The sequence below is a fragment of the Corynebacterium drakensteinense genome (assembly GCF_041224285.1).
Classification (GTDB): domain Bacteria; phylum Actinomycetota; class Actinomycetes; order Mycobacteriales; family Mycobacteriaceae; genus Corynebacterium.
In genome coordinates this window covers 143611-165769 of record NZ_JAXOFP010000004.1, presented here as the reverse complement: position 1 = coordinate 165769, position 22159 = coordinate 143611, and the positions used below count along the sequence as shown (strand labels likewise).

18 protein-coding genes, 1 tRNA gene and 1 riboswitch are annotated in these 22159 nt (G+C 58.3%); of the genes, 12 read left to right on the top strand and 7 right to left on the bottom strand.

Annotated elements, in window-relative coordinates; all coding sequences use genetic code 11:
- Nucleotides 1–381: 381 nt before the first annotated feature.
- A tRNA-Arg gene (locus U1140_RS04140) sits at nt 382–455 on the bottom strand.
- 124 nt (nt 456–579) lie between these two features.
- On the opposite strand from U1140_RS04140, the gene U1140_RS04135 reads away from it, so the two are divergent.
- The 8 genes from U1140_RS04135 (at nt 580) to U1140_RS04100 (ending at nt 10436) form a co-directional block, all read left to right on the top strand.
- Nucleotides 580–2835 carry a bifunctional copper resistance protein CopD/cytochrome c oxidase assembly protein gene (locus tag U1140_RS04135; protein WP_369846271.1) on the top strand — a complete coding sequence of 752 codons (2256 nt, stop codon included), beginning with the start codon at nt 580–582 and terminating at the stop codon, nt 2833–2835.
- Nucleotides 2836–2908: 73 nt separating this feature from the next.
- Nucleotides 2909–3916, top strand: coding sequence for a GDSL-type esterase/lipase family protein (locus tag U1140_RS04130; RefSeq protein ID WP_369846270.1), 1008 nt, complete (start codon nt 2909–2911; stop codon nt 3914–3916).
- A 239-nt stretch (nt 3917–4155) separates the two neighbouring features.
- A complete protein-coding gene (locus U1140_RS04125) occupies nt 4156–4752 on the top strand; it encodes a single-stranded DNA-binding protein (RefSeq protein ID WP_369846269.1) in 597 nt (198 codons plus the stop codon).
- A 150-nt stretch (nt 4753–4902) separates the two neighbouring features.
- Nucleotides 4903–6573 carry an energy-dependent translational throttle protein EttA gene (gene ettA, locus U1140_RS04120; protein WP_369846268.1) on the top strand — a complete coding sequence of 557 codons (1671 nt, stop codon included), beginning with the start codon at nt 4903–4905 and terminating at the stop codon, nt 6571–6573.
- 76 nt (nt 6574–6649) lie between these two features.
- Nucleotides 6650–7381, top strand: a complete 732-nt coding sequence (locus tag U1140_RS04115) for an acyl-CoA thioesterase (RefSeq protein ID WP_369846267.1) — start codon at nt 6650–6652, stop codon at nt 7379–7381.
- On the top strand, nt 7381–8139 hold the full coding sequence (locus tag U1140_RS04110) for a DUF8185 domain-containing protein (protein WP_369846266.1): 759 nt from the start codon (nt 7381–7383) through the stop codon (nt 8137–8139). The genes U1140_RS04115 and U1140_RS04110 overlap by 1 nt, the downstream gene beginning before the upstream one ends.
- A 250-nt stretch (nt 8140–8389) precedes the next feature.
- Nucleotides 8390–9478 carry a DUF418 domain-containing protein gene (locus tag U1140_RS04105; RefSeq protein WP_369846265.1) on the top strand — a complete coding sequence of 363 codons (1089 nt, stop codon included), beginning with the start codon at nt 8390–8392 and terminating at the stop codon, nt 9476–9478.
- A 31-nt stretch (nt 9479–9509) separates the two neighbouring features.
- Nucleotides 9510–10436, top strand: a complete 927-nt coding sequence (locus tag U1140_RS04100; RefSeq protein WP_369846264.1) for a trypsin-like serine protease — start codon at nt 9510–9512, stop codon at nt 10434–10436.
- Between the two features lie 102 nt (nt 10437–10538).
- Here U1140_RS04100 and U1140_RS04095 read toward each other — a convergent pair whose 3' ends face one another.
- The 3 genes from U1140_RS04095 to thiC form a co-directional block, all read right to left on the bottom strand.
- Nucleotides 10539–11279: a Fic/DOC family protein gene (locus tag U1140_RS04095; RefSeq protein ID WP_369846263.1), complete on the bottom strand. Its 741-nt coding sequence runs from the start codon at nt 11277–11279 to the stop codon at nt 10539–10541.
- A complete protein-coding gene (locus U1140_RS04090; RefSeq protein WP_369846261.1) occupies nt 11279–11506 on the bottom strand; it encodes a hypothetical protein in 228 nt (75 codons plus the stop codon). Before U1140_RS04090 ends, U1140_RS04095 begins: the two co-directional genes overlap by 1 nt.
- 127 nt (nt 11507–11633) lie before the next feature.
- Nucleotides 11634–13475, bottom strand: a complete 1842-nt coding sequence (thiC, locus tag U1140_RS04085) for a phosphomethylpyrimidine synthase ThiC (protein WP_369846259.1) — start codon at nt 13473–13475, stop codon at nt 11634–11636.
- A riboswitch (TPP riboswitch) is annotated at nt 13463–13575 on the bottom strand. Its footprint overlaps the gene before it by 13 nt.
- Before the next feature lie 233 nt (nt 13576–13808).
- Between thiC and ald the strand changes: the two genes are divergently transcribed.
- On the top strand, nt 13809–14897 hold the full coding sequence (gene ald / locus U1140_RS04080; protein ID WP_369846257.1) for an alanine dehydrogenase: 1089 nt from the start codon (nt 13809–13811) through the stop codon (nt 14895–14897).
- A gap of 152 nt (nt 14898–15049) precedes the next feature.
- Here the strand turns inward: ald and U1140_RS04075 are convergent, their stop codons facing one another.
- Both U1140_RS04075 and U1140_RS04070 read right to left on the bottom strand, forming a co-directional pair.
- Entirely contained in the window at nt 15050–15538 is a 489-nt protein-coding gene (locus U1140_RS04075) for a globin domain-containing protein (RefSeq protein ID WP_369846256.1), read from the bottom strand.
- Nucleotides 15519–16568, bottom strand: a complete 1050-nt coding sequence (locus U1140_RS04070; protein ID WP_369846254.1) for a mechanosensitive ion channel family protein — start codon at nt 16566–16568, stop codon at nt 15519–15521. The genes U1140_RS04075 and U1140_RS04070 overlap by 20 nt, the downstream gene beginning before the upstream one ends.
- A gap of 138 nt (nt 16569–16706) precedes the next feature.
- On the opposite strand from U1140_RS04070, the gene U1140_RS04065 reads away from it, so the two are divergent.
- A complete protein-coding gene (locus U1140_RS04065) occupies nt 16707–17951 on the top strand; it encodes a cystathionine gamma-synthase (protein ID WP_369846252.1) in 1245 nt (414 codons plus the stop codon).
- A gap of 34 nt (nt 17952–17985) precedes the next feature.
- Nucleotides 17986–18732, top strand: a complete 747-nt coding sequence (locus tag U1140_RS04060) for an SDR family oxidoreductase (protein ID WP_369846251.1) — start codon at nt 17986–17988, stop codon at nt 18730–18732.
- Here the strand turns inward: U1140_RS04060 and pepN are convergent, their stop codons facing one another.
- Nucleotides 18733–21288 carry an aminopeptidase N gene (gene pepN, locus U1140_RS04055; RefSeq protein ID WP_369846250.1) on the bottom strand — a complete coding sequence of 852 codons (2556 nt, stop codon included), beginning with the start codon at nt 21286–21288 and terminating at the stop codon, nt 18733–18735.
- Between the two features lie 259 nt (nt 21289–21547).
- Between pepN and U1140_RS04050 the strand changes: the two genes are divergently transcribed.
- Entirely contained in the window at nt 21548–22159 is a 612-nt protein-coding gene (locus tag U1140_RS04050) for a mycothiol-dependent nitroreductase Rv2466c family protein (protein ID WP_369846248.1), read from the top strand.

Here is a 22159-nt window from a genome sequence, read left to right as displayed (position 1 = left end):
GGGGTGGGGAAGTGCCATGGGGCTCCTTAACGATGCGCGCTCACCGCAGTGGCGGGATAAGGCACACCGGGGAGTCGCTGTCGCGTAGCTGTTTTGGGGTCTTGTTGGGTTCAACCCTACCTTGGTGCGTAAGTAGCGCGGGGCCGGAGATGGAGGTAATTGCGCTTGCTGACGGCAAAGACTTCTTTTATCGCGGGATACGCGACAGAAGTGTGGGTTAAACGCCAAAAGTGTGTTTGGTCGGGGCGTCGACCAGCGTATTGTGTCTTTTTTACAAATAGGCCTCCTGAAACCGGCTATTTTCGTTCACTATTTGTAAAAAAGACACCATAGACATGATTACCGGCAGACATGATTGCCGGCGATAAGGCAAGCGGGTAGTGCCCCCAGCAGGATTCGAACCCGCGACCGACGGGGTAGAAACCCGTTGCTCTAATCCACTGAGCTATGGAGGCCGGTAGATCGCGCCCATGAGCGTCGATCCGCATGAAAACTATACCGGATGCTCCGAACAAGCGACAATGCTAGCCAGTTCACACCGGTTCAGAATCTGCAGCGATCAGTTGTAGGTTAGAGCCTATGGCTACCCCGACCTCACGAGTGCGATCGACCTGGCCCTGGTACCTAGCAATGCTGCTGACCGCCGGTTTAGCAGCCGGCATTATCTCCGCGCAGTTCCTCGCGGAGTCGTTGGCAGCGCTCGGAATCCCCGACCCAGGCATGCTCACCACTTTCGGGCTGCCGTTTTTGCGTGCCGCCGTCTGGATTCTCGTCGCACTCGCCGTCGGTTCTTACCTGCTCACGGCATTCCTCATCCCACCGCGCATGCCGGAACCCGCAGCCGACGATCCCACGCCGAACTCCGGCCTTGCCCAAGCCCGACTCAGCGTCGACGGGCACTTGGCCGCACGCACGGGCGCGCTGAGCTTGCTCACCCTCGCTGTCGTCGCGTTGGCGATGGTCTCGATGACGTTTTCTGATGTCTCCGGAACCCCGTTTTTCAACACCTTCGGGCATTGGGACGTTGCGCTCAGCCAAGTAGCCGAAGCCAAATCCTGGCTGATCATGTCGCTGCTGGCGGCCGTCGTCGGCATCGTCGGCCTGTTTGCGCGTCGCTGGACGATGCAACCGTTGCTGCTGGTCGGTGCGGTGATCACCGTCGTCCCGCTGGGCATGGAAGGCCACTCTGCCTCCGGCGGTGACCACGACTGGGGCACCAACTCCTACCTGTGGCACCTCGTCTTCCTGGTGCTGTGGATCGGTGGGCTGACCGCACTGATCGCGCATTCGCGCCGCTTGGGTGAACACCTCGAACTCGCCGTGCGCCGCTATTCCTCCCTGGCGCTATTCGCCGCGGCAGTGATGGCAATTTCTGGCATCGTCAACGCCGCATTGCGCATCGGCCCACACCACCTCTTTACGACGAATTACGGCTGGATCATCACCGCCAAAACCGTGCTCACCCTCGTCCTCGTTGGCCTGGGCTGGCTGCACCGCACCCGCAGCATCCCGCAGCTGGCGCAGCGCCCGGGCATATTCCAGCGCATCGCTATCGTCGAAGTGCTGGTGATGGCATTGACCGCCGGCATCGCTGTCACCATGGGCCGCACCCCGCCACCGGCACCGGACGATCCGAGCTTGTCGACGATGGAAATCACCGTCGGCTACGACATCCCATTCGAGCCGGACATCCTCAACATTTGGACTATTTGGCGCTTCGACGTCATGTTCAGCGCGCTCGGCATTCTGCTCGCCGTCGGCTACCTGTATGCGGTGCGTCGTGCTCGTCGCGCCGGACATTCCTGGTCGTCGGGCCGCACCGCCTGGTTCTTGCTGGGTTCGCTGGGTTTGGCGGTGATCATGAGTTCGGGCATCGGCATGATCATCCCGGCGACGTTCTCGATGCACATGATCGGCCACATGCTGTTGTCGATGACCTTCCCGGTATTCCTGGTGCTCGGTGCGCCGCTCACACTGATCATGACGGCGTGGGAGCCTGGTGAATATGGCAAACCCAACCTGCATGATTGGACGCGCGCGTTCTGCCAGTCCCGCGGGCTGGGCATGATCACCTACCCGCCGGTGAACCTCGCGCAGTTTATTTTCGTCTTTTACGCGTTGTATCTCAGCTTCGACTGGTACCAGGCGGCGATCTCGGATCATGCCGGCCACGTGATCATGAACTGGACATTTTTGGTTTCCGGCTATATCTATTTCTGGGAAGTCATCGGCCCGGACCCGCTACCAGGGCGCAAGCAGCCGCTGGTGCGTTTGGCGTGGCTGTTTTTCTCCATGCCGATTCACCTCTACCTGGGCGTTTATATGATGCAGCTGACAGATATTCTGGGCGAGCAGTTCTACTCCTCCATCGATTTGCCGTGGGATATTGATTTGCTTGCCGATCAGCGCGTCGGCGCCGGCATTGGTTGGGCTGCAGGTTCGTTCCCGTTGATCGTCGTGTTCGGCGAGCTGTTCCGCCAGTTGTTTACTTACGACCGCGAACAGCAACAAGCCATTGACGCGGAGATGGACCGGGTGCCGGATCATGGGCTTGACGACGATGAATATTCTGCAGGCGATCAGCAGTCCACCCCGGTGCCGGAACGCACGCGGGCACCGCAACGCACCCCGGCTCCGGAACGTACCCCGGCGGCCGAATCTGCTAGCGAGCGTAAAAATAATTCAGAATTAGTTAACGAATCTGGCAATGCATTAGATTTGTATAATGAGATGCTGGAAAAAATGAGTCGCGGTGAGCACATCGACGATGATTATTATGAATCTGAGATGCGCCAACCCCGTCCACGCAAAACACGCAGAAAACGGAAGCGCTAGCTTCACTGCGCTTTCCTGCCCAGCATGAGATGGCAATAGTGAATATCGAATAAGAGAAATTGAGGCAGAGTCCATGAAGAAACGTCCCGTCGCGATTGCGCTGAGCGCGCTGACCACCGTAATGCTTTCTGCGATGACTATGGCTGGAACCGCCCAGGCCAGCCCGGGCGGCTCTTCGGATTCGGTCGGCGTCAACTCGTTAAGCAGCAACAGCCTGGGAAGCAGCAGCGTGAGCAGCGGAGAGGGACGTTCCGGTGGGCACAGCCCACGCGCGCAAGCGGCACAATTGGTGACAATGGGCGATTCTTTCACCGCTAACGGCCACGTGCGTGCGGCTCAGCTCGTGCACAGCGGTGTCCCACAAGAGCTATTGAGTTCTTCGGGTAGCGGCTCGTCGACAAGCAAGCTCATGCCAGTCGAAATCGGGGTCAATGGGTGCGGGCAAGATCCGCAAAACTGGCCACGCCTACTTGCAGAGCAGACCAACCGTAGCCTTGCGGATTATTCCTGCAACGCTGCGAAATCCAGCAACGTGGTCGAAGACCAATTAGACCAAGCGATTCGCGATGGTGCGCTCGGCGCGGAGACACAAGAAGTAATCGTGGCAGTTGGTGGAATGGACCTGCAGGGGGCGTTCACCGGGGGATTGCTGAACTTCCCGATGCCGTTCCCGCAAAAGCTGATCGACGACTACAACGCACGCTTCGAACATTTGGCCGCCCGCGTGCGCGAGGTTGCCCCGAATGCGCGCATCACCCTGCCGTCATACCTGAGCATTTCCGACGAAGCCAGCCGTATGTGCATGGTCAACGTGATCCCGAACCAGCCTTTGGGCCTGGTGGTTCCAGGTGCGTCCCTGATCGAAGAGCAGATCGCGAACGTGCAGCGTGATGCCGCCAACCGTATCGGAGCGCGTTTCGTCGACGTGCAAGCCGCAACAAAAGGCCACGGCACCTGTGCACCGGATGCGCAGCGTTATGTCTCAGCGGTACTCGTCGATCGGACTTCACCGAAGCACACAATGTCGATGCACCCCACGGTGGAAGGCTCCCGGGCGATCGCTCGCGAATTGGCCAAATAGTCCCGGCGCTGCAATCTTTGCTTCCTCCCTGTTGTACCCCTTGGTGCGGCAGGGATTTTCTCTATGCGCAACCGTCCGCGCCCAACCGGTGAGAAATCTGTGGATAACTCGAGTTGTCCACAGCCCTGGTGTTGCCGACATTGTTACGCCCGATACTTCCGGTGAGAGTAGGTGATGCCAGCACAAATCGTGTTGGTAGACATCGAAGCTCAACAACGAGCCTTGGAAGGGGAAATACCATGTCGCAACATCAGATCACCATCACTGGACGCATTACCCAAGATCCGCGCCTGCGCCGCGTTGCTGGCGGAAACTGCGTTCTTGACATGCGCCTCGCATCCTCGCGGGCCGTGCGAGATACTGAGCAAGAATCCGGCTGGCGTGACTATGACAACCTGTTTATCGACGTCGAGACCTGGGGGCAGTTAGCGATCAACGCTGCGATGAGTCTGCACAAGGGTTATCCGGTCGTGGTGGTGGGGTCGCTGGTGACCCAGGAATGGGAAGATGCCGAAGATAACCGCCGCTCGAAGACCGTTCTGAAAGCCAGCCATATTGCTCCCGATCTCACACACCACGCCGCGGCATTAACGACGCGGAAAGCAGACCGCGATGCTTCTGGAGCGCCCGTGCTGAACGTGGAGGATGTAGTTTTCGATCACGACGCCTTGGCGGACGCAGCCACCGGCACGGGGGCCGGCGCCGGAACTGCCGGAGGTGCGGGAGCCGCAGGGAATACGGGTAATAAGGACGGCTCAGCGAACACGGGTGGTTTTAGCGATGAATCGGCCATCGCGTTTGGCGAGCAGCGAGTCGAACCCGTCGGTGCGAAATAGCATGCCGTTGCGAGAAATTGGGCGATAATTATTTGCGCTGTTCCAGGCCCCGTGGGTGCGGGATCGGTGGTGGGGCGGGCGCGAAAGTCATGTATTCTCGTCAGAGATAAAGATTTCGTGTCGTTCCACCTAATTTCGCAAAGGGGAAATATGGGCGAGTTCATCTATACGATGAAAAATGTACGCAAAACCGTGGGTGACAAGGTCATTCTTGACGACGTCACCATGGCGTTTTACCCCGGCGCAAAAATCGGCGTCGTCGGCCCGAACGGTGCCGGTAAATCGTCGATCCTGAAGATCATGGCCGGAATGTCGGAGCCCTCCAACGGTGAGGCATTCTTGGACCCAGGCGCAAGCGTCGGAATTTTGCAGCAGGAACCTCCGCTGAATGAAGAAAAGACCGTTCGCGGCAACGTGGAAGAAGGCCTCGGCGAGATTTTCGAGAAGAAGCAGCGTTTCGAAGCCATCGCGGAAGAAATGGCCACCAACTACACCGACGAGCTCATGGAAGAAATGGGCAAGCTCCAGGAAGACCTGGATAACGCGGATGCTTGGGAAGTCGATTCCAAAATTGAGCAGGCCATGGAAGCACTGCGCTGCCCGCCATCCGACGAGCCTGTTACCAACCTTTCCGGTGGTGAGCGCCGTCGCGTGGCGCTGGCGAAACTGCTGCTATCTGAGCCGGACTTGCTGCTTCTCGACGAGCCAACCAACCACTTGGACGCGGAGTCCGTGCATTGGCTGGAAAAGCACCTGGAAAACTACCCAGGTGCCGTGTTGGCAGTGACCCACGACCGCTACTTCTTGGACAATGTCGCGGGCTGGATTTGTGAAGTCGACCGCGGCAAATTGCACCCATACGAAGGCAACTACTCGACCTACCTGGAAAAGAAGCAGGAGCGTCTGCAGGTTGCTGGCAAGAAGGATGCCAAGCTGCGCAAACGCTTGAAGGACGAGCTGGAATGGGTTCGTTCCGGTTCCAAGGCGCGCCAGGCGAAGAACAAGGCGCGTCTGGAGCGCTACGAGGAAATGGCTGCCGAGGCCGAGCAGTACAAGAAGCTTGACTTCGAAGAAATTCAGATCCCGACCCCACCTCGTTTGGGCAACAAGGTTGTCGAAGCCGACAACCTGACCAAAGGCTTTGGTGATCGTACTCTGATCAAGGATCTGTCTTTCACCCTGCCGCGCAACGGCATTGTCGGCGTGATTGGCCCGAACGGTGTCGGTAAAACGACGCTGTTCAAGACGATCGTTGGTCTGGAAGAGCCAGATGACGGCAAAGTCAGCGTCGGCGAAACCGTGCAGCTGTCCTATGTCGACCAGAACCGCGAAAACATCGACCCAGAAGCAACCGTCTGGGAAGTTGTCTCCGGTGGGCTGGATTATATCCACGTCGGCCAGAACGAAATGCCATCGCGCGCATACCTGTCTGCCTTTGGCTTCAAGGGCCCGGACCAGCAAAAGCCTTCCAAGGTGCTCTCCGGTGGTGAGCGTAACCGCTTGAACTTGGCGTTGACGCTGAAAGAAGGCGGAAACCTGATTCTGCTTGACGAGCCGACCAACGACTTGGACGTCGAAACGCTCGGCTCTTTGGAAAACGCCCTGGAGAAATTCCCGGGCTGTGCGGTGGTCATTTCGCACGACCGTTGGTTCCTGGACCGCACCTGTACTCACATTCTGGCGTGGGAAGGCAATGTGGAAGAAGGCCAGTGGTTCTGGTTCGAAGGTAACTTCGGTGACTACGAGAAGAACAAGGTCGAGCGCCTCGGTGAGGATGCAGCGCGTCCTTCCCGCGTGACGCACCGTAAGTTGACCCGCTAAGGCTGCTAAGGCTGCTAAGGCTCAAGCATTCCCACTATGTGTGGCGAGCATTCCAGAAAGGTTTCCAAGGTTTTCTATGGCGGATAACCCGGCAATTCACCAGTACCACGTGCCACTGCGGTGGTCTGATTTCGACCGCTATGGGCACGTGATGAACGCCAACTATGTGGAAATCGCCCAGGAGGCTCGCCTGGCGTACAAAGAGGCGTACTTTGACCCTAACGGGATGGAAGATTTTGCTGCTTTTGTGCGCAAACTCGACCTGGATTTCCGTAAGCCAATCGAGCCAGAGGGCAATTCGATTCTGTTAGTGGAATCGCAGGTCGTTGAAGTCGGGAATTCCTCATTCGTCACCCGGCAGGAAATCAAAGACAAACACGGCCGTACCGCGTGTGTCATTGAAACTGTGTCTGTTGCGGTAGACATGGATACGCAGATGCCACGCCCGTTGACTGACGACGAGCGCGAGATCATGCGCTTGGAGTCGACATTGGCCAAAGCCGCGGATCGTGCAATCGCGAATTCTGCGTCGGCGCCTAGCCGTGTGGCTGCCGGTGCGGGTGGTGCAGCGGCTGGAACGTCTGGAACAGCAGCTGGCGCAGCGTCGGGGGCCGCTGGTTCCGTCCAGCAACCAGGTGGTGCCGACGATAACTACGGCGACGAGATCGGCTACGGCGACGAAGTCGACTACGGTGATGAAGTAGATTACGGCGACGAGGTTGGTTATGGCGACGAGGTCAGCTACGGAGACGAAGTCGACTACGGTGATGAAATCGACTATGGCGACGAGATTGGATACGACGATTAATGTCCGAATCCCTTGAGGTCACAGCAGGCGGGCCAGGGCTTCGGGCCTTGCTCGCGCGCGCCGTCGGCCTGGATGCCAGCGCCTCAGCCCGATTTCGGGTACTTAGCAGCGATGGCGACGGTGACGATCTCATCGATGTTTTCGTGACCACCCCGTTTGATGTCGTGGCATGTCGACGCATCAAAGGCACCGTCTCACGCGATGGGGCAGTAGTTGCAGCAAGTACTTTGTTGCACTGCCTAGAGACCGGACAAACCCATCTAGGCCCTGCGCGTGATGCTTCGTGGCCGGGGGCGCTTCCACCTGCCCACGGTTTCCACTTGTTGGATAATCTTCCCGTGCACGTGGTGCGGGAACTCGCCGATAAAGGCCGAAATTTGGCGCGGCAGTTTTCCGGCCCCATGGGGCCGCCGCAAAGCCTGCTGAACCAAACTGTGCTCACTGTTCGCCCCGGTGCTGGCACTAGCGCAGAGCAGGCAGAATCTTCTGCGCCCGCAGAGCACACAGAACATGCAGAGCAAACTTCTGCCGAACTTTCAGAAAACTCTGCGGCACCTGCTTCGGCTAATTCACAGGACGAGGTGGAAATCCCGATGCGGATGATTTTCGCCTGCACCAACTTAGGCTTGATCCCTGGCTTTTCTGCTCCCATGGATATTCCGCGCCACCTGCGGGTTTCAGCCCATAGTCGGTGGGCGCGGGTCGATGCGCCGTTCGGCAGCGTCTACCATTCGAGCGGTCTGTCGATGCTTTTCTAACGCCCGTGCAACGCTGCCTGATACTGTGGCAGCGTAGTTTTGACCGTCGGCTCGCTAACCTGGCCATATTTTGGTGTCGATTAGCGCCCGGTCCTTGGCAGTCAACCCCCAGCAGTCAGTCGCCGTTCACGCTGTTTTCACAGTGTGGGCGGCATTTTTGCGACATTCTAAACCAGCGGACAGAAACCTCGTTGCAAGCGGCCAGAAATAATGCACGTAGTTTTCAGTAAGGGGCAATAGGGTAGTGCTCATGCCAGATACTGCCCAACATGAAGCTAAGGTCACCGGCCGCATCATTGGAATCGATGTCGCCCGTGGCATCGCGTTACTCGCGATGATCATTGCCCACCTGTATCCGCTGAAAGGATTCGCTGGGGCCTTCCTCGAAGGCTTCCCGTCGGCGCTTTTCGCGGTGCTATCCGGAATTTCGATGACCATCATATTCAGCAAGCGCGGCGCCGTCGATGTTTTTATTCGCGGCGTGCTCCTTGTCATAATCGGCATCGTGGTCACCCCCTACGCCGGCACCATCATCGTGGTATTGAAAGCCCTGGGGATCGGCTATATCGTGTTCGCGCTATTGCAGATCCCACGCTGGCGAACCAATTGGGTCGCCGCCGGGTTTGTCGTGTTACTCGCAGTATCTGGCATCGTGCGCATCATTACGCTGCACACCACTCTCCACGCGTTGCTGCGCGAGCCTTATCCCATCGTGATGTGGCTGGCCTACATGGCCGCTGGCGTGCTGTTCGCACACTGGTTGCGCGCCAACAACTGGCGAGTTGCACCGCTGGATACCACGGCGATTTTCGCAGCATGTATCGCTATGGTCATCGCATTCGTCGGTGTCCTGGCGCGGGACTGGATCGATTCGGCCTATGCCGTCGCCACGCGCAACAACCTCGGTATCGCCGTGCAAGGGTTCCTGGATGCAAAACCACATAGCGGCGGGCTTGTCGACGGGCTCGCCACCATTGCGGGATCGCTCGCGATGATCCTGCTCTGCTTGGCACTCGTGCAGACAGATCGTTGGGTATTCCCGCTGAAGGCCATGGGCTCGATGGCACTGACGGTGTATCTGGGCCATGTGATTTCTGCGGGCATCATCAACAAAGGACACATCGCGACGCAATACCCAGAGCTAGCCGTGGGCACCATCGTGGTCGCAATCGTTGCCACGAGTGTGTGGGCGATGTTCTTCCGCTATGGCCCACTGGAATATCTGCTCGGCACCATTGCGCGGACAGGTTCCAATGCGGCAGCTGCCGTCACCGGAAAAGCTGGAACTACCAACAAACCTGGAAACACCAGCGAACAGCCAGCTCCAGTACAACACTAATATCCATTTTTGAATAGAAAGAAGTCTCACCATGTCGAAAAAAGCTGTCTCCACAAAACGTCGCTTGCTTAGCTTGTCCGCCCCAGTTTTGGCTGCTAGCGCTGTCCTGGCGACGAGCGCTCCGGCGCAGGCTATGATCAGCGACCAGTTCGCCGAGGACTCCGTGCACGCCAACGCGGTGGTCTCGGAACAAATTGGTGATGACGGCGACGAGGACGGCAACTGCACCGGTACCGCAGTCGCGGACTACTGGGTGGTCACCGCTCGCCACTGCTTGGAAAACTCTGAGACCCCAGGCGGCAGCATCCGCGTCGGCCAGGGAGACGACCAAAAACGCATCAAGGTCGCAGACTGGTACAAGGCACCGGCTGGGGATATCGGCTTGATCCGTACCGCAGAACCAATTGGTTTGAAGGAATACCCAGAGATCATGCAGGAAATCCCGGATCAGGGTGTGATCGAATCCTACGGTTGGTCTTCTGAGGGCTCCGGAAAGACCGAGAAATTGCCAAAGGCTGACGGCAAGATCACCGAGCTAAACAACTTCGCATTGTTCGGTGGCGAGCAGGCTGCGATTGCGCGCTTGGATAACGATGCGGAATTCCAGCAAGGCGATTCCGGCGGACCGGTCTTCATGGACGGCAAACTCTATGGCGTGCTCTCTGCGGCATTCAACCCAGATAATCCAGAAGCCACCACCTCGCCAGAATCGATCGTCGCCCCGGCTGCCGAAAGCTACGACTGGATGATCCAGACCATGACTGAGCAGTCGGAGTCGGTCAGCTCCGATGAAGCAAACGTCTCACAGGGTGATAACACCTCGTCGACGGATAGCTCCGCGGCTGCGGATTCTTCTGACGACGGTTCCAGCAACACCACTTGGCTGATGTTGGGCGGTGCCGCCATTGTTGTAGCACTGGTGATTGGTTTGGGAATTGTGCGCAAGCCCAAGAAGTAGGGAAATAGGGCAGTAGGTGGAGCAACTAGTGTGCTTCCGAGGCACCGGCCCGTCCTGTTTAGGTGCTGCCCAATTATCTAGTTGCCAACTGCCCAACTGGCCCTAGTTCAGCGGCATAATCGCTTGGTCGAGGACATCGGCCAAGCGATTATTGCTGCCGGTTGCCTGGCTATAAAACCGCGCGCGAACGAAATCTTCGCGCAGATTCGGCCGACTTGCTGCGGCTTGTTGCCGCATGGTGGCATCATCTCTGACGGCAAAGCGTTCCGTGTCGATGACGAAGCCAGCGTGCCGACACAGTTGCTCGAAGAAAATGAACTGTGTACGAGTATTACCTTCACGAAAAACGTGGATGACGTTGAGTTCGCCCCAGATTTCGGCGAGCTCGCGGACGAACTCGGGCTTTTCCAACCCTTGCAAATAATTCTTTTCTGCCAGACGAGCGTATTGCTTGCGGGCATCTTCGTGCATGACCTCGGTGCCCGGATAATAAGTAAACGCCATCGTCGGATTGTCTGGATCATCCGGGTGCAACACGTTGGGGCCTTCTTTGGTCATCCACCCGTGCGGGCCGACGCGCGGCACTCCAGCCCAGTCGTACACATCCTGGAAGATATAGCCGTGAATGGCCTGCATGTGTTCGTAATCGAAGTTGCCCTCGATGGGGTTGGCTTTAAGCTCAGCCATACGAACTGCGGAGGCAAATTCTTCCATCTCACGTAATACGTCAGGATCCGGCTCACCGTACGGTTTATCCGGCCCGCGGAATTTATTACGAACTACCTTGCTTCCGGGAATGTAGTAGTCTTCCCAGCTTTCATAGCCCCACCCATTGTCCGACATTAGCGCATCTTCAGGTAGTCCAAGCCGCGACGGATGGCTTCGTCTCCGGTGAGTTCTCCGGTTGCGACTAGACGACGCAGCTCGCGGAGATATGGGTCGTGCAGTGAGTGTCCCGCTGCGCCCAGGGCTGCATCCGACAATGCTTCGGCTTCGGTTAAGGCAGGCACGGCTTCGGCAGTGTTTGCCACCGAATCAGCAGAACCGATGCGTGGTAAAGGTGCAGACATAACAAAACCTCCGAGTGATCGTGCAGTCTAGTTTACCCAATGGGTACCCAGAAAGCAGGTGGTTTACTCGGAGGTTTTCCCAGCTTAACGCCGGTTTATATCCCGGTAACGCGGGAGTTAAACCTGCCTACCGGCCGGGCACGTAGCTGCCTTCGTGTTGGTACAGCTCGGAGCCTTGTTCGCGGAATTCCTGGGCTTTTTCTTCCATGCCCTCTTCGACGGCTTCACCGTTGGCCTCGGCCACGGCAGTGGCAACATCGTCGTCGACTGGCTTCTGGAAGGCCGGCATGCCGAGATCCGCCATGTCATCGCTGAAGGCATCGCGGATGTCCCGGCTGATGCGCATGGAGCAGAACTTCGGGCCACACATCGAGCAGAAGTGCGCGGTCTTCGCTGGCTCGGCAGGCAGCGTCTCGTCGTGGTAGGCCTGCGCGGTATCCGGATCCAGTGACAACGCGAACTGGTCGTGCCAGCGGAACTCGAAACGTGCCTTCGACATGGCATCGTCCCACTCGTGTGCGCCGGGGTGACCCTTGGCGACGTCAGCTGCGTGCGCAGCCAGCTTGTAGGTGATCACACCGGTTTTCACGTCGTCACGGTTTGGCAAACCGAGGTGCTCTTTCGGGGTGACGTAGCACAGCATCGCGGTGCCGCCCATCGCGATATTGGCGGCGCCAATCGCGGAGGTGATGTGGTCATAACCAGGGGCAATATCGGTCACCAGTGGCCCCAGCGTGTAGAACGGCGCATCGTTGGTCCATGCCTGGGCGTGTTCGTTGTTGACCTGCACCTTGTCCAGGGGAACGTGGCCTGGGCCTTCGACCATGACCTGCACGTCGTATTCCCACGCGCGCTGGGTCAGCTTACCGATGGTTTTCAGCTCTGCGAACTGCGCGGTGTCGTTCGCATCGGCGATGGAACCTGGGCGCAGGCCGTCGCCAAGCGAGAAGGCGATGTCGTAGCGGGCGAAAATCTCACACAGCTCGTCGAAGTTCTCGTACAAGAACGATTCCTTGTGGTGCGCCAGGCACCAACCCGCCATGATCGAGCCACCGCGGGAGACGATGCCGGTCACGCGCTTGGTGGTCATCGGGATATACGGCAGCAGCACGCCGGCGTGGATGGTCATATAGTCCACACCTTGTTCAGCCTGCTCGATAACGGTGTCACGGAAGATTTCCCAGGTCAGATCCTCGGCAACACCGTTGACCTTCTCCAGTGCTTGGTACATCGGCACGGTACCGATCGGAACCGGCGAGTTGCGCAGGATCCACTCGCGGGTGGTGTGGATGTCATCACCGGTGGACAGGTCCATCACGGTATCGGCACCCCACCGGGTAGCCCACCGCAGTTTGGAGACTTCCTCTTCGATGGAGGAAGTCACCGCAGAGTTACCGATGTTGGCGTTGATCTTGGTCAGAAACTTCCGCCCGATGATCATCGGCTCGGATTCTGGGTGGTTGATGTTATTCGGGATGATCGCACGGCCGCGGGCAATCTCGCTGCGCACGAACTCCGGGTCGCAGTGCTCGCGCAGCGCCACGAACTGCATTTCTTTGGTGATAATGCCCTGGCGTGCGTAGTGCATCTGGGTGACGGTTTTGCCTTCTTTGGAGCGCAGCGGCGGGCGGGATTCACCTTTCCACTCCTGGCTAGCAGCACCACGGCGTTGTGCGGAGCGGCCGTCGTCGGCAAGATCGCGTCCACGGCCGTCGTACTCTTCCACATCGTCGCGGTCCTTGATCCACTGCAAACGAAGTGGCTTTAGCCCACGGTGCACATCGGCCTGCGGGCCACGGGTGCGGTAGACGCGGAATGGTTTGTTCGGGCCAGTGGGAGAATCATCAAGCTGGATCTCAGTTTCTGGAACTTCCAGGTCTCCCTCGCGGATCGGGGAGTAGGAGTGCTTGAAGTGAATCTCGTCTTCGGGGGCAGCGGTGTGCGCGTCATGGTTCGCCACAGTGCCCACCTCCTTCCTACGTTGGTACTAACCAACAGGTTCGAACGGTGCTCACGCGGTCTTAGCGTGATCTCAGCCCTGTACCAGCAGGGCACCCGTGTGTGGTGCAAATGCTTGTCGACGGTTGCGGCGTGCCGTTTCCACAGAACGATCAGGCACGTGATGCTGATCGAAGAAAGCTGTGGTGCATTCCGCAATCCGGTTATGTTTAGCCTACAACACGTACCCTGGGGGTAGGCAAAGAGAATTCACTGCACCAACCCCGCGTTGAATTCTCGCTATGCACGCCTGATGCACGAACATGCACGAAGCAATCAAAGTACCCAGAAAGAGGTTCCAGCCATGAAAATTGGTGTTCCCGCGGAGATCATGAACAGTGAAGGCCGCGTCGCCCTCAGCCCAGCAGCAGCCCAGGCGCTTGTCGACGACGGCCACGAAGTGCTGATCCAGTCCGGCGCCGGCGAAGGCTCGAGCTACGTCGACAGCGATTACACCGAACGCGGTGTCACCATCGTCGACACCGCGGCTGATGCTTGGGCCGCCGAGATGGTGTTGAAGGTAAAAGAGCCTTTGCAGGAGGAATACCAGTACCTGCGCGAAGACCTGCTGCTGTTTACCTACCTGCACCTGGCTGCCTCCCGTGAGCTGACTGACGCGCTCGTCGAGGCCGGCACGACCTCGTTGGCGTATGAGACTGTGACTGATAAAAACGGTGCCTTGCCGCTGTTGACCCCAATGTCGCAGGTCGCAGGCCGTTTGGCGGTGCTGGAAGGTTCGCACCACCTGCTGTCGCACCACGGCGGCCGTGGCGTGCTGCCTTCTGGTGTACCGGGCACCAAGGCTGGTCGCGTCGTCGTGATCGGTGGTGGCCAGGTCGGTGCCTCTGCGGTGGCGATGGCACACGGTCTACGGGCAGAAACCACCGTGCTGGACATTGATGCTGGTACTTTGGCGCGCTTCGATGATCAGTACGCCGGTACTGTGCGCACCCAGATTTCGGATCCAGTGACCATCGAGGAAGAATTGCTCGAAGCTGATCTGGTGATCGGTGCTGTGCTGGTTGCCGGTGGTAAGGCGCCGAAGCTGGTTTCGGAAGATCTGATTAAGCGTATGAAGCGCGGTTCCGTGCTGGTGGACGTTGCCATTGACCAGGGTGGTTGTTTCGAGCCTTCGCGTAAGACCAGCCACCAAGATCCCGTGTTCCGTGTTGGCGATGCGCTGATGTACTGCGTGGCGAACATGCCTGGTGCCGTGGCTAATACCTCGACCCGTGCGTTGACGTCTGCGACTCTGCCGTATATCCGCGCGGTTGCTGCCGGTGGTGTGGATCAGGCTATTGAACGCTTCCCAGGTTTGGCCGATGGCTTGTCGACGCGCGACGGCAAGCTGATTTCCAAGCCGGTGCGTGAGGCCTTCGACTGGCAGGACTAGTTTTCCACCATTAAAAATAAGGAACGCTCCCACCCGTATCGGATGGGAGCGTTTTGCTGTTAGCTAAGCAAGCGTTGTGCCTGTGCGGTCTTAGGGCTTAGGCAAACGTGCGGCGTGCGAAGAATGCGACGGCGCTGCGGAGCGCCTACCGCCTACCGCAAACCAAGGTCCCGGCGAATAATGCCCAGATCAGGTTGTTGTTCTGGCGCCGGATGATCGGGCATATTCCGCAACATATATGCCAGCTTTTGCATGTGATTCCAGATAGCAGCGCGGAATTCTTCCGGGATGGTTTTCTGATCGATCATGTCCAACGAACGGCCCATCAACTCGAGCCAACGCTCCGCTGCAGCGGTATCAATCGGAAATTCCGCGTGCCGCATTCGCAACCGGGGCGAGCCGCGACGTTCATTAAACAACTTCGGTCCGCCCCAGAACTGCACTAAAAACCACAGCAGGCGGTCGCGGGCACCGTCGAAATCCTGCTCCGGGTACATCGGCGCCAGGATGTCGTCGTCAGGAACCTGGGCGTAGAAACCGTCGACAAGCTTCTCGAAGGTTTCCATCCCGCCGACGGCTTCAAAGACAGAACCCGGGCGCTCACCGGAGCGAATGTCTTGGTTATGACTGTGAGCGTCCAAGTGGCTCGCCTCCCGGGCCGGCAATACCGATGCCGTGTGGGTATGGAGTCTTGATGCCAGCTTCGGCCAGCTCGTTCATGATCAAACCGTTCATCACGCGCATGACGTGCCACTGCTCGCCCGGCATGGTGATGACAGAAACGCGGTAGGAGAGGTAATCCGGGTTGAACTCCGAAGCGCCTTGGATTTCTGGAGCTTCCATGATTTCGTTCGCGCACCGTTCGTCAGTAGCAGCCTTGGCCATGGCTTCGGTAAGCACCTTCCAGACCTTGTTCTGGTCGTTGCTGTGGCTGACTGGAATCTGGAAGCGGGCGATCGACCAGTCGCTGGAGTGGTTAGCGACCTTCAAAATCTCGCCGTTACGCACGTGCCACAACGCGCCGTCGATATCGCGCAGGGAAGTGATGCGCAGCGAAATCTCTTCGATCTCGCCCATGGTGCCGTCGCCCAAGTCGACGACGTCGCCGATGCCGTATTGGTCTTCGATCAGCATGAAGATACCGGACAGGAAGTCCTGGACCAGCGATTGTGCACCAAAACCAAGGGCGACACCGACAATACCTGCGGAAGCAATCAGTGGGCCGACGTTAATGCCGACAACGTCCAAAATCGCGATGACGGCCCAGACCCAAACAAAAATGGCGACGGCGGATTTTGCCACACCGGAAAGCGTCTTGATACGCGATTTCCGGCGGTTTTCCCGCGATTTTTCCATCAGCCGGATCTGATGCAATTTCTCCGGATCAGGCTCTGGGACCTCATGGCTGTGCTTTGATTCGGCCTGACGCTCCGCAGTTTTCTTGCGGCCATCTTTCATGTTGTGGTTGGCCAGTTTGTTGATGCCGCGCACCAGAATCCAGTGCGCAATTAACGCGAACAGGATAATCAGGCCGATGTAGATGGGGCGCTGGAACAACCACGCTTGGGTTTCTGGGTTATTCCACCAGTTGTTGACAGTGTTCACTGTTTCCTCGGCAGACGGCACCGAAGGAACAGAATTTGATGCGAGGTGAAAAATATTCGTGCTCATCTCATCCTTAAGTCTTTGCTTTGGCAATCGATTTCCGCTGCAACTTTGGCCATCTTACGTGGCTAGGCTGCAAGTTGGCTGTGAGAGTGGCGGTGATATTCGCAATACAACTCGCGCATGTGGTTTATGGTGGAAGGTATGAATTCACCTGCAGAAAACAACCTGACCCCGCACCGGATTCCGGCACCGGAATATCCGGCTGCGCACCACAAACTCACCGCTGATGTGAAAGCCGATTACCTGAACGGATTTAGCTCTGCGGCCATTCACGCCGGCTATGAACCAGATCCGCACATCGGTTCTGTCAACGTGCCGATTTACGCCTCCACCACCTACGCCCAGGACGGTCTAGCCAGCCTGCGCGGTGGTTTTGAATACGGCCGCGTGGCCAACCCGACGGTACGCAGCCTGGAAACCACTTTGGCTGCACTGGAAAAAGCGCCATACGCCCGCGTGTTTTCTTCCGGCATGGCCGCCACCGATACCTTGCTGCGCATCCTGTTGCGCCCAGGCGACCACATGATCCTGGGCAACGACGCCTACGGCGGCACCTGGCGTTTGATTGAGTCCGTATTCAAGCCGTGGGGCGTTGACTACACCGTCGTCAACACCTGCGATGTCGACGAACTCGCCGGCGCGATCCAAGAAAACACCCGCGTGATCTGGCTGGAAACCCCGACTAACCCAGCGCTGTCGATCAGCGATATTTCCGCCATCGCCGAGGTCAAAGGTGGCGCATCGCTGGTCGTGGACAACACCTTTGCCTCGCCGTATCTGCAAAACCCCATCAGCCTGGGGGCAGACCATGTGCTGCACTCGACCACGAAATACTTGGGTGGTCACTCCGACGTCGTCGGCGGTGCAGTGGTCACCGCAGATAAAGACGTCGACGCTGAACTGCTGTGGTTCCAGGGGGCCGTCGGTTCTATTGCCTCGCCATTCGACGCCTACCTCACCACCCGCGGCATGAAAACGCTGGCGGTGCGCATGGATCGCCATTGCGATAACGCAGAAAAAATCGCGGAATTCTTCCAATCCCGCCCGGAGATTAAAACCGTGCTCTATCCGGGCCTTGCAGATCACCCAGGCCACGAGACTGCCGCCAAGCAAATGAAGCGCTATGGCGCGATGATGTCCGTGCGCTTCCACAGTGAGGAAGCAGCGAAACAGTTCTGCCTGAACACGACGCTGTTCCTGCTGGCAGAATCCCTCGGCGGTGTGGAATCACTAGTAGAACACCCCACCAGCATGACTCACGTGTCTGCCGAAGGCTCCGAGCTTTCCCCACCAGCTGATCTGGTGCGCCTGTCCATCGGTATCGAGGATATCGACGATCTCATCGCTGATCTCACGCATGCGTTGGACAAGTTGGGCGAGAAATAGCGTAGAGATCTAGCCGAAAAACTAAGGAGTCGAAATGACACAAGAAGAGCAAACACAGCCCGAACAAATCCAGCCAGCACAACCACGCAAGATTGCCGTTGTTACCGGAGCCACCGGCGGCATGGGACGTGAGATCGCTGCCGATCTATCCCGTGACCACCACGTCTATGCGTTGGGCCGCAACGAAGCCGGGCTAGAGGCGCTGTCTGCCTGCGAGACCATCACGCCGGTTGGCGCAGATCTGGTCGCAGAATTGCTTGACGACGACGCCCAACACGGCGAGCAGCTTGCCGACGTCCTCGCACTCGAATCTGTCGACGTGGTGGTACACGCAGCAGCGATCGCAGAGAAAAAATCCGTCGACGATGCCACCCCGGCCGATTGGCGCAAGCACTTCGACATCAACGTCTTCGCCGCTGCCGAGCTGACTCGCCAGCTGCTGCCTGCATTACGCAAAGCTGAAGGCGATGTCATCTACATCAACTCGGGTGCGGGCCACGGTGGGCATCCGAACAACGTCGTCTACGCCGCCACCAAGCATGCGCTGTACGCCGTGGCGGATTGCCTGCGCAAAGACGAACGTGAAATCCGTGTGACCACGGTTGCACCAGGACCTACTGATACCGCGATGTTGGAGGGGCTGATGGGCGACTACAACGCCGAGCACATGATTGCCCCGGCCGAAGTCGCCCACGCCGTTCGCTCGTGCGTGGATGCGGGCCCAACCACGCAGTTCACCGAACTGCGGGTGCGCCCGCGCATTGAGCTAGCAGACCGTTAATTACTCCCCGCGGTCGATGCGCTGGTTGCGCAGGGCACGAGCAGTGCGATCGCGGCCTTCCAGCACGAGTCGACGCAAGCCAGCAGGCATATCGCCAGCCAGGAAGTCGTCGGCACGCTGCAAGCCCTCTTCCGTCTTGTCCCAAGTTGGGTAGGTGCCGGTCAGTACTGCCAGCGCCATTTCTGGGGAGAATTCCGCCCAGACTTTCTGCGCGTCGGCGAAGTAAGCCTCGTTGAATTGCTCCAGGTGCTTCGCCGAACCAGTGAAGGTCAGTCCCAGCATCTTGAATCGGGCTTCCAAGTTGCCCAACTCGCCGGTGCGCAGTTCATCCCAGATCCGCTTCTTATTCTCGTCGCTGTTGATTGCGGCCTCGACCTGGAGCGCAGCCTGCGCGCCAGACGAGGTTTTGTCCAGCTCGCGCTGTTGGGCGATCTTTTCGCGTATGGCGGCTTCCTCACCAATGGCACCGTCAGCAGCCAGTGCAGTCAGTGCCTTCCACCGCAGCCCAGCATCGTCGTCATTATCCAGGATGCCTTGCAGGTAGGTGCGAGTGGAATCGACCAACGGCAGGTGGGACAGCGTTTTGATGAAGATCAACGCGCGGTCTTCGCTGCCGTTTTCTGCGGCGGCCTGAAACGCCTCGCCGAGTAGTTGCGCCCCTTCTGCCTTCGCCCAGTCCTGATCGGCGTAGGAGGTCAGAGCGGTCACAGCCTGGCCGGTGATGCGCTCGAGCACCGCCATCTCGGTTTCTGCCTGCGCACCACGGGCGACCAGCTGCACGAAATCGCGAGCCTTCAGGTTGCCGTCGCGTGTCATCTCCCAGGCGGCAGACCAGCACAACGTGCGAGCCATCGGATCGGCGATCTTGTCGATGTGCTGCAGCAACGTCTGCAGGGAGCGCTCATCGAGTTCTTGCAGGCAGTAGGTGAGATCGTCGTCATTGACCAGCACCAGGTCTGCGACTGGTGCGCCGACCAGCTCGTCGACGTCGGTGAATTCGCCATCGATATCCAGCTCCACGCGCTTGGTACGCACGATCTTTTGTGTCTCTTCGTCGAAGCGGTAGAGGCCCACGGCAAGGCGGTGCGTGCGCAGAGTGTCACCGGCCTGGTGCACCGCGAACGAGGTGTAGGTTTTGCCATCGTCGGCGGTGCGTGCCGACAGGGTGTTCACGCCCGTGGTCTTCAGCCACTGCTGCGCCCACCAGCTTAGATCGCGGCCGGAAGCGTCCTCCAAGTGGCCCAGCAGATCTTCGAAGGTGGCGTTGCCGAATTTGTGTGCCTCGAAGTGGCGACGCACACCGGCGAAGAATTCCTCGCGGCCGACATAAGCTTGCAGCTGTTTCAGCACCGAAGCACCCTTGGCGTAGGTGATGCCGTCAAAGTTCTGCTCGACGGTTTCGATGTCCGAGGCGTCGGTGGAGATCGGGTGCGTCGTCGGCAGCTGATCCTGCTGGTAGGCCCAAGATTTCTCGATATTCGCGAAGGTGACCCACGCGGTGTCGTACTGAGTTTCTTCGGCCTGCGAGATCGCCGAGGCCCAGGTGGCAAAGGACTCGTTGAGCCACAGATCATCCCACCACTGCATGGTCACCAGGTCGCCGAACCACATGTGCGCCATCTCGTGCAAGAAGGTATCGGCGCGGCGTTCGTACTGGTAGTGGGTGGCTTTGTTGTGGAAGACGAACTCGTCGCGGTGGGTGACGCAACCGGCGTTTTCCATCGCGCCCATGTTGAATTCCGGGCACAGCACCTGGTCGTATTTGTTGAATGGGTAGGCGATGCCGAAGTTGCGGTGATAGAAATCAAAGCCCTGCTTGGTTTCGGTAAACAGGCGCTCGGCATCGAGGTGTTTCGCCAGTGATTGGCGGCAGAACAGAGCCAGGGGCACGGAAATTTCGCGTTCTTCCTCGCTGGTTTCCGGGTGCGCGGTGAGCGTGCCGGTCCATTCGTCGCTGACCTGGTAGTAGTGGCCAGCACACACGGCGATCAGGTAAGTGGAAAGTTGATAGCCGATGCGCGAGTTCCACTCGCGGGAATCTCCGTTATCAGTCACCGTGGATGTCTCGTTGGTGATCACGGTCCAGTCAGCTGGAGCAGTGATGGAGAAATCGTAGGTCGCCTTCATATCTGGCTGGTCGAAACAGGCGAGGATGCGCTTGGCGTCGGCAGTCTCACACTGGGAGTACAGGTAGACCCGGTCATCAGCCGGATCGACGAAGCGGTGCAGGCCCTGCCCGGTGCGCGAATAGGGGATGCGCGCTGTGACATCAACGCTGTGCCGTCCTGGCTCCAGCCCCTGCAGCGGGATGCCGTGCTCGGCGTCGTACTCGGTCGGCTTCTCGGTGCCGTCGATAAAAAGCTCCACGATTTCGTCGGCACGCAAATCCAGGAAGGTGTCTGCCTGCTGGCCTTCACGGACTTCGAAGTCTACGACGGTGTGGGAGGTGAAAAATTTCTCCGAGACGGTCAGATCCAGCGCCACCTTATAGTTGTGGACCTTGATCTGTCGTGAGCGCTGTTGCGCCTCGTCGCGTGTCAGGTTTAGAGAAGTCACGGAATGAATTACCTTTCTTCTGCGTTGTACTTAATACTGTGGCTGGTCGATGTTGCGGCCGGTACCGCAGCGCTATTAGGTCATGAAGTTGTTCGCACCCAGCTTAATGTCTCCCTAGGATGGGTGGTGGCGGTTTCGCTGAATGACTGCGACAAATGCACATGATCGCCCATGAACTGGGCATCGTGTGCGGCCAAGTGTGTGGTCAATTTTCCCCGGATGTAGAAGAAGTCCCGAATGAAGAATTAAGGAGAACACAATGGAAACCGTACGTTTTTGGTTTGATGTGTCCTGCCCGTTTGCATGGCAGACTTCTCGCTGGATGAAGGAAGTCGAGAAAGTCCGTGACGTGCAGGTCGAGTGGATGCCGTTTTCTCTGTCCGTGTTGAATGAGGGCGCGGATATTCCGGCCGATTATGCAGAGATGATGAAGGCCAACTGGGGCCCAGCCCGGGTTGCTGCCGCGTTGAAAGATCAGCACCCTGACAAGGTTGATGCCTATTACACGGCCTTGGGCACATTGATCCATAAGCAAGGCAACGGTGGTCAAAAAGGCTACGGCGCTTACGACGATTTGATCGTGCAGGCTTTGCAAGACATCAACGCCGACGTCGAGCTGGCGAAACTGGCAAATAGCGACGAAGTTGATGAGAAGCTGCGCGCATACCACCAGCAGGCCATCGACTTGGTCGGTAATGATGTGGGAACTCCGGTAATGCAATTGGGTGATGCGGCGTTCTTCGGCCCTGTTATTACCCGTGTTCCAGAAGGCGAAGAGGCCGGGGAACTTTTCGACGCTGCGCTGCGTTTAGGACAGTATCCATACTTCTTCGAACTGAAACGTTCCCGAACCGAAAACCCACAGGTGTAA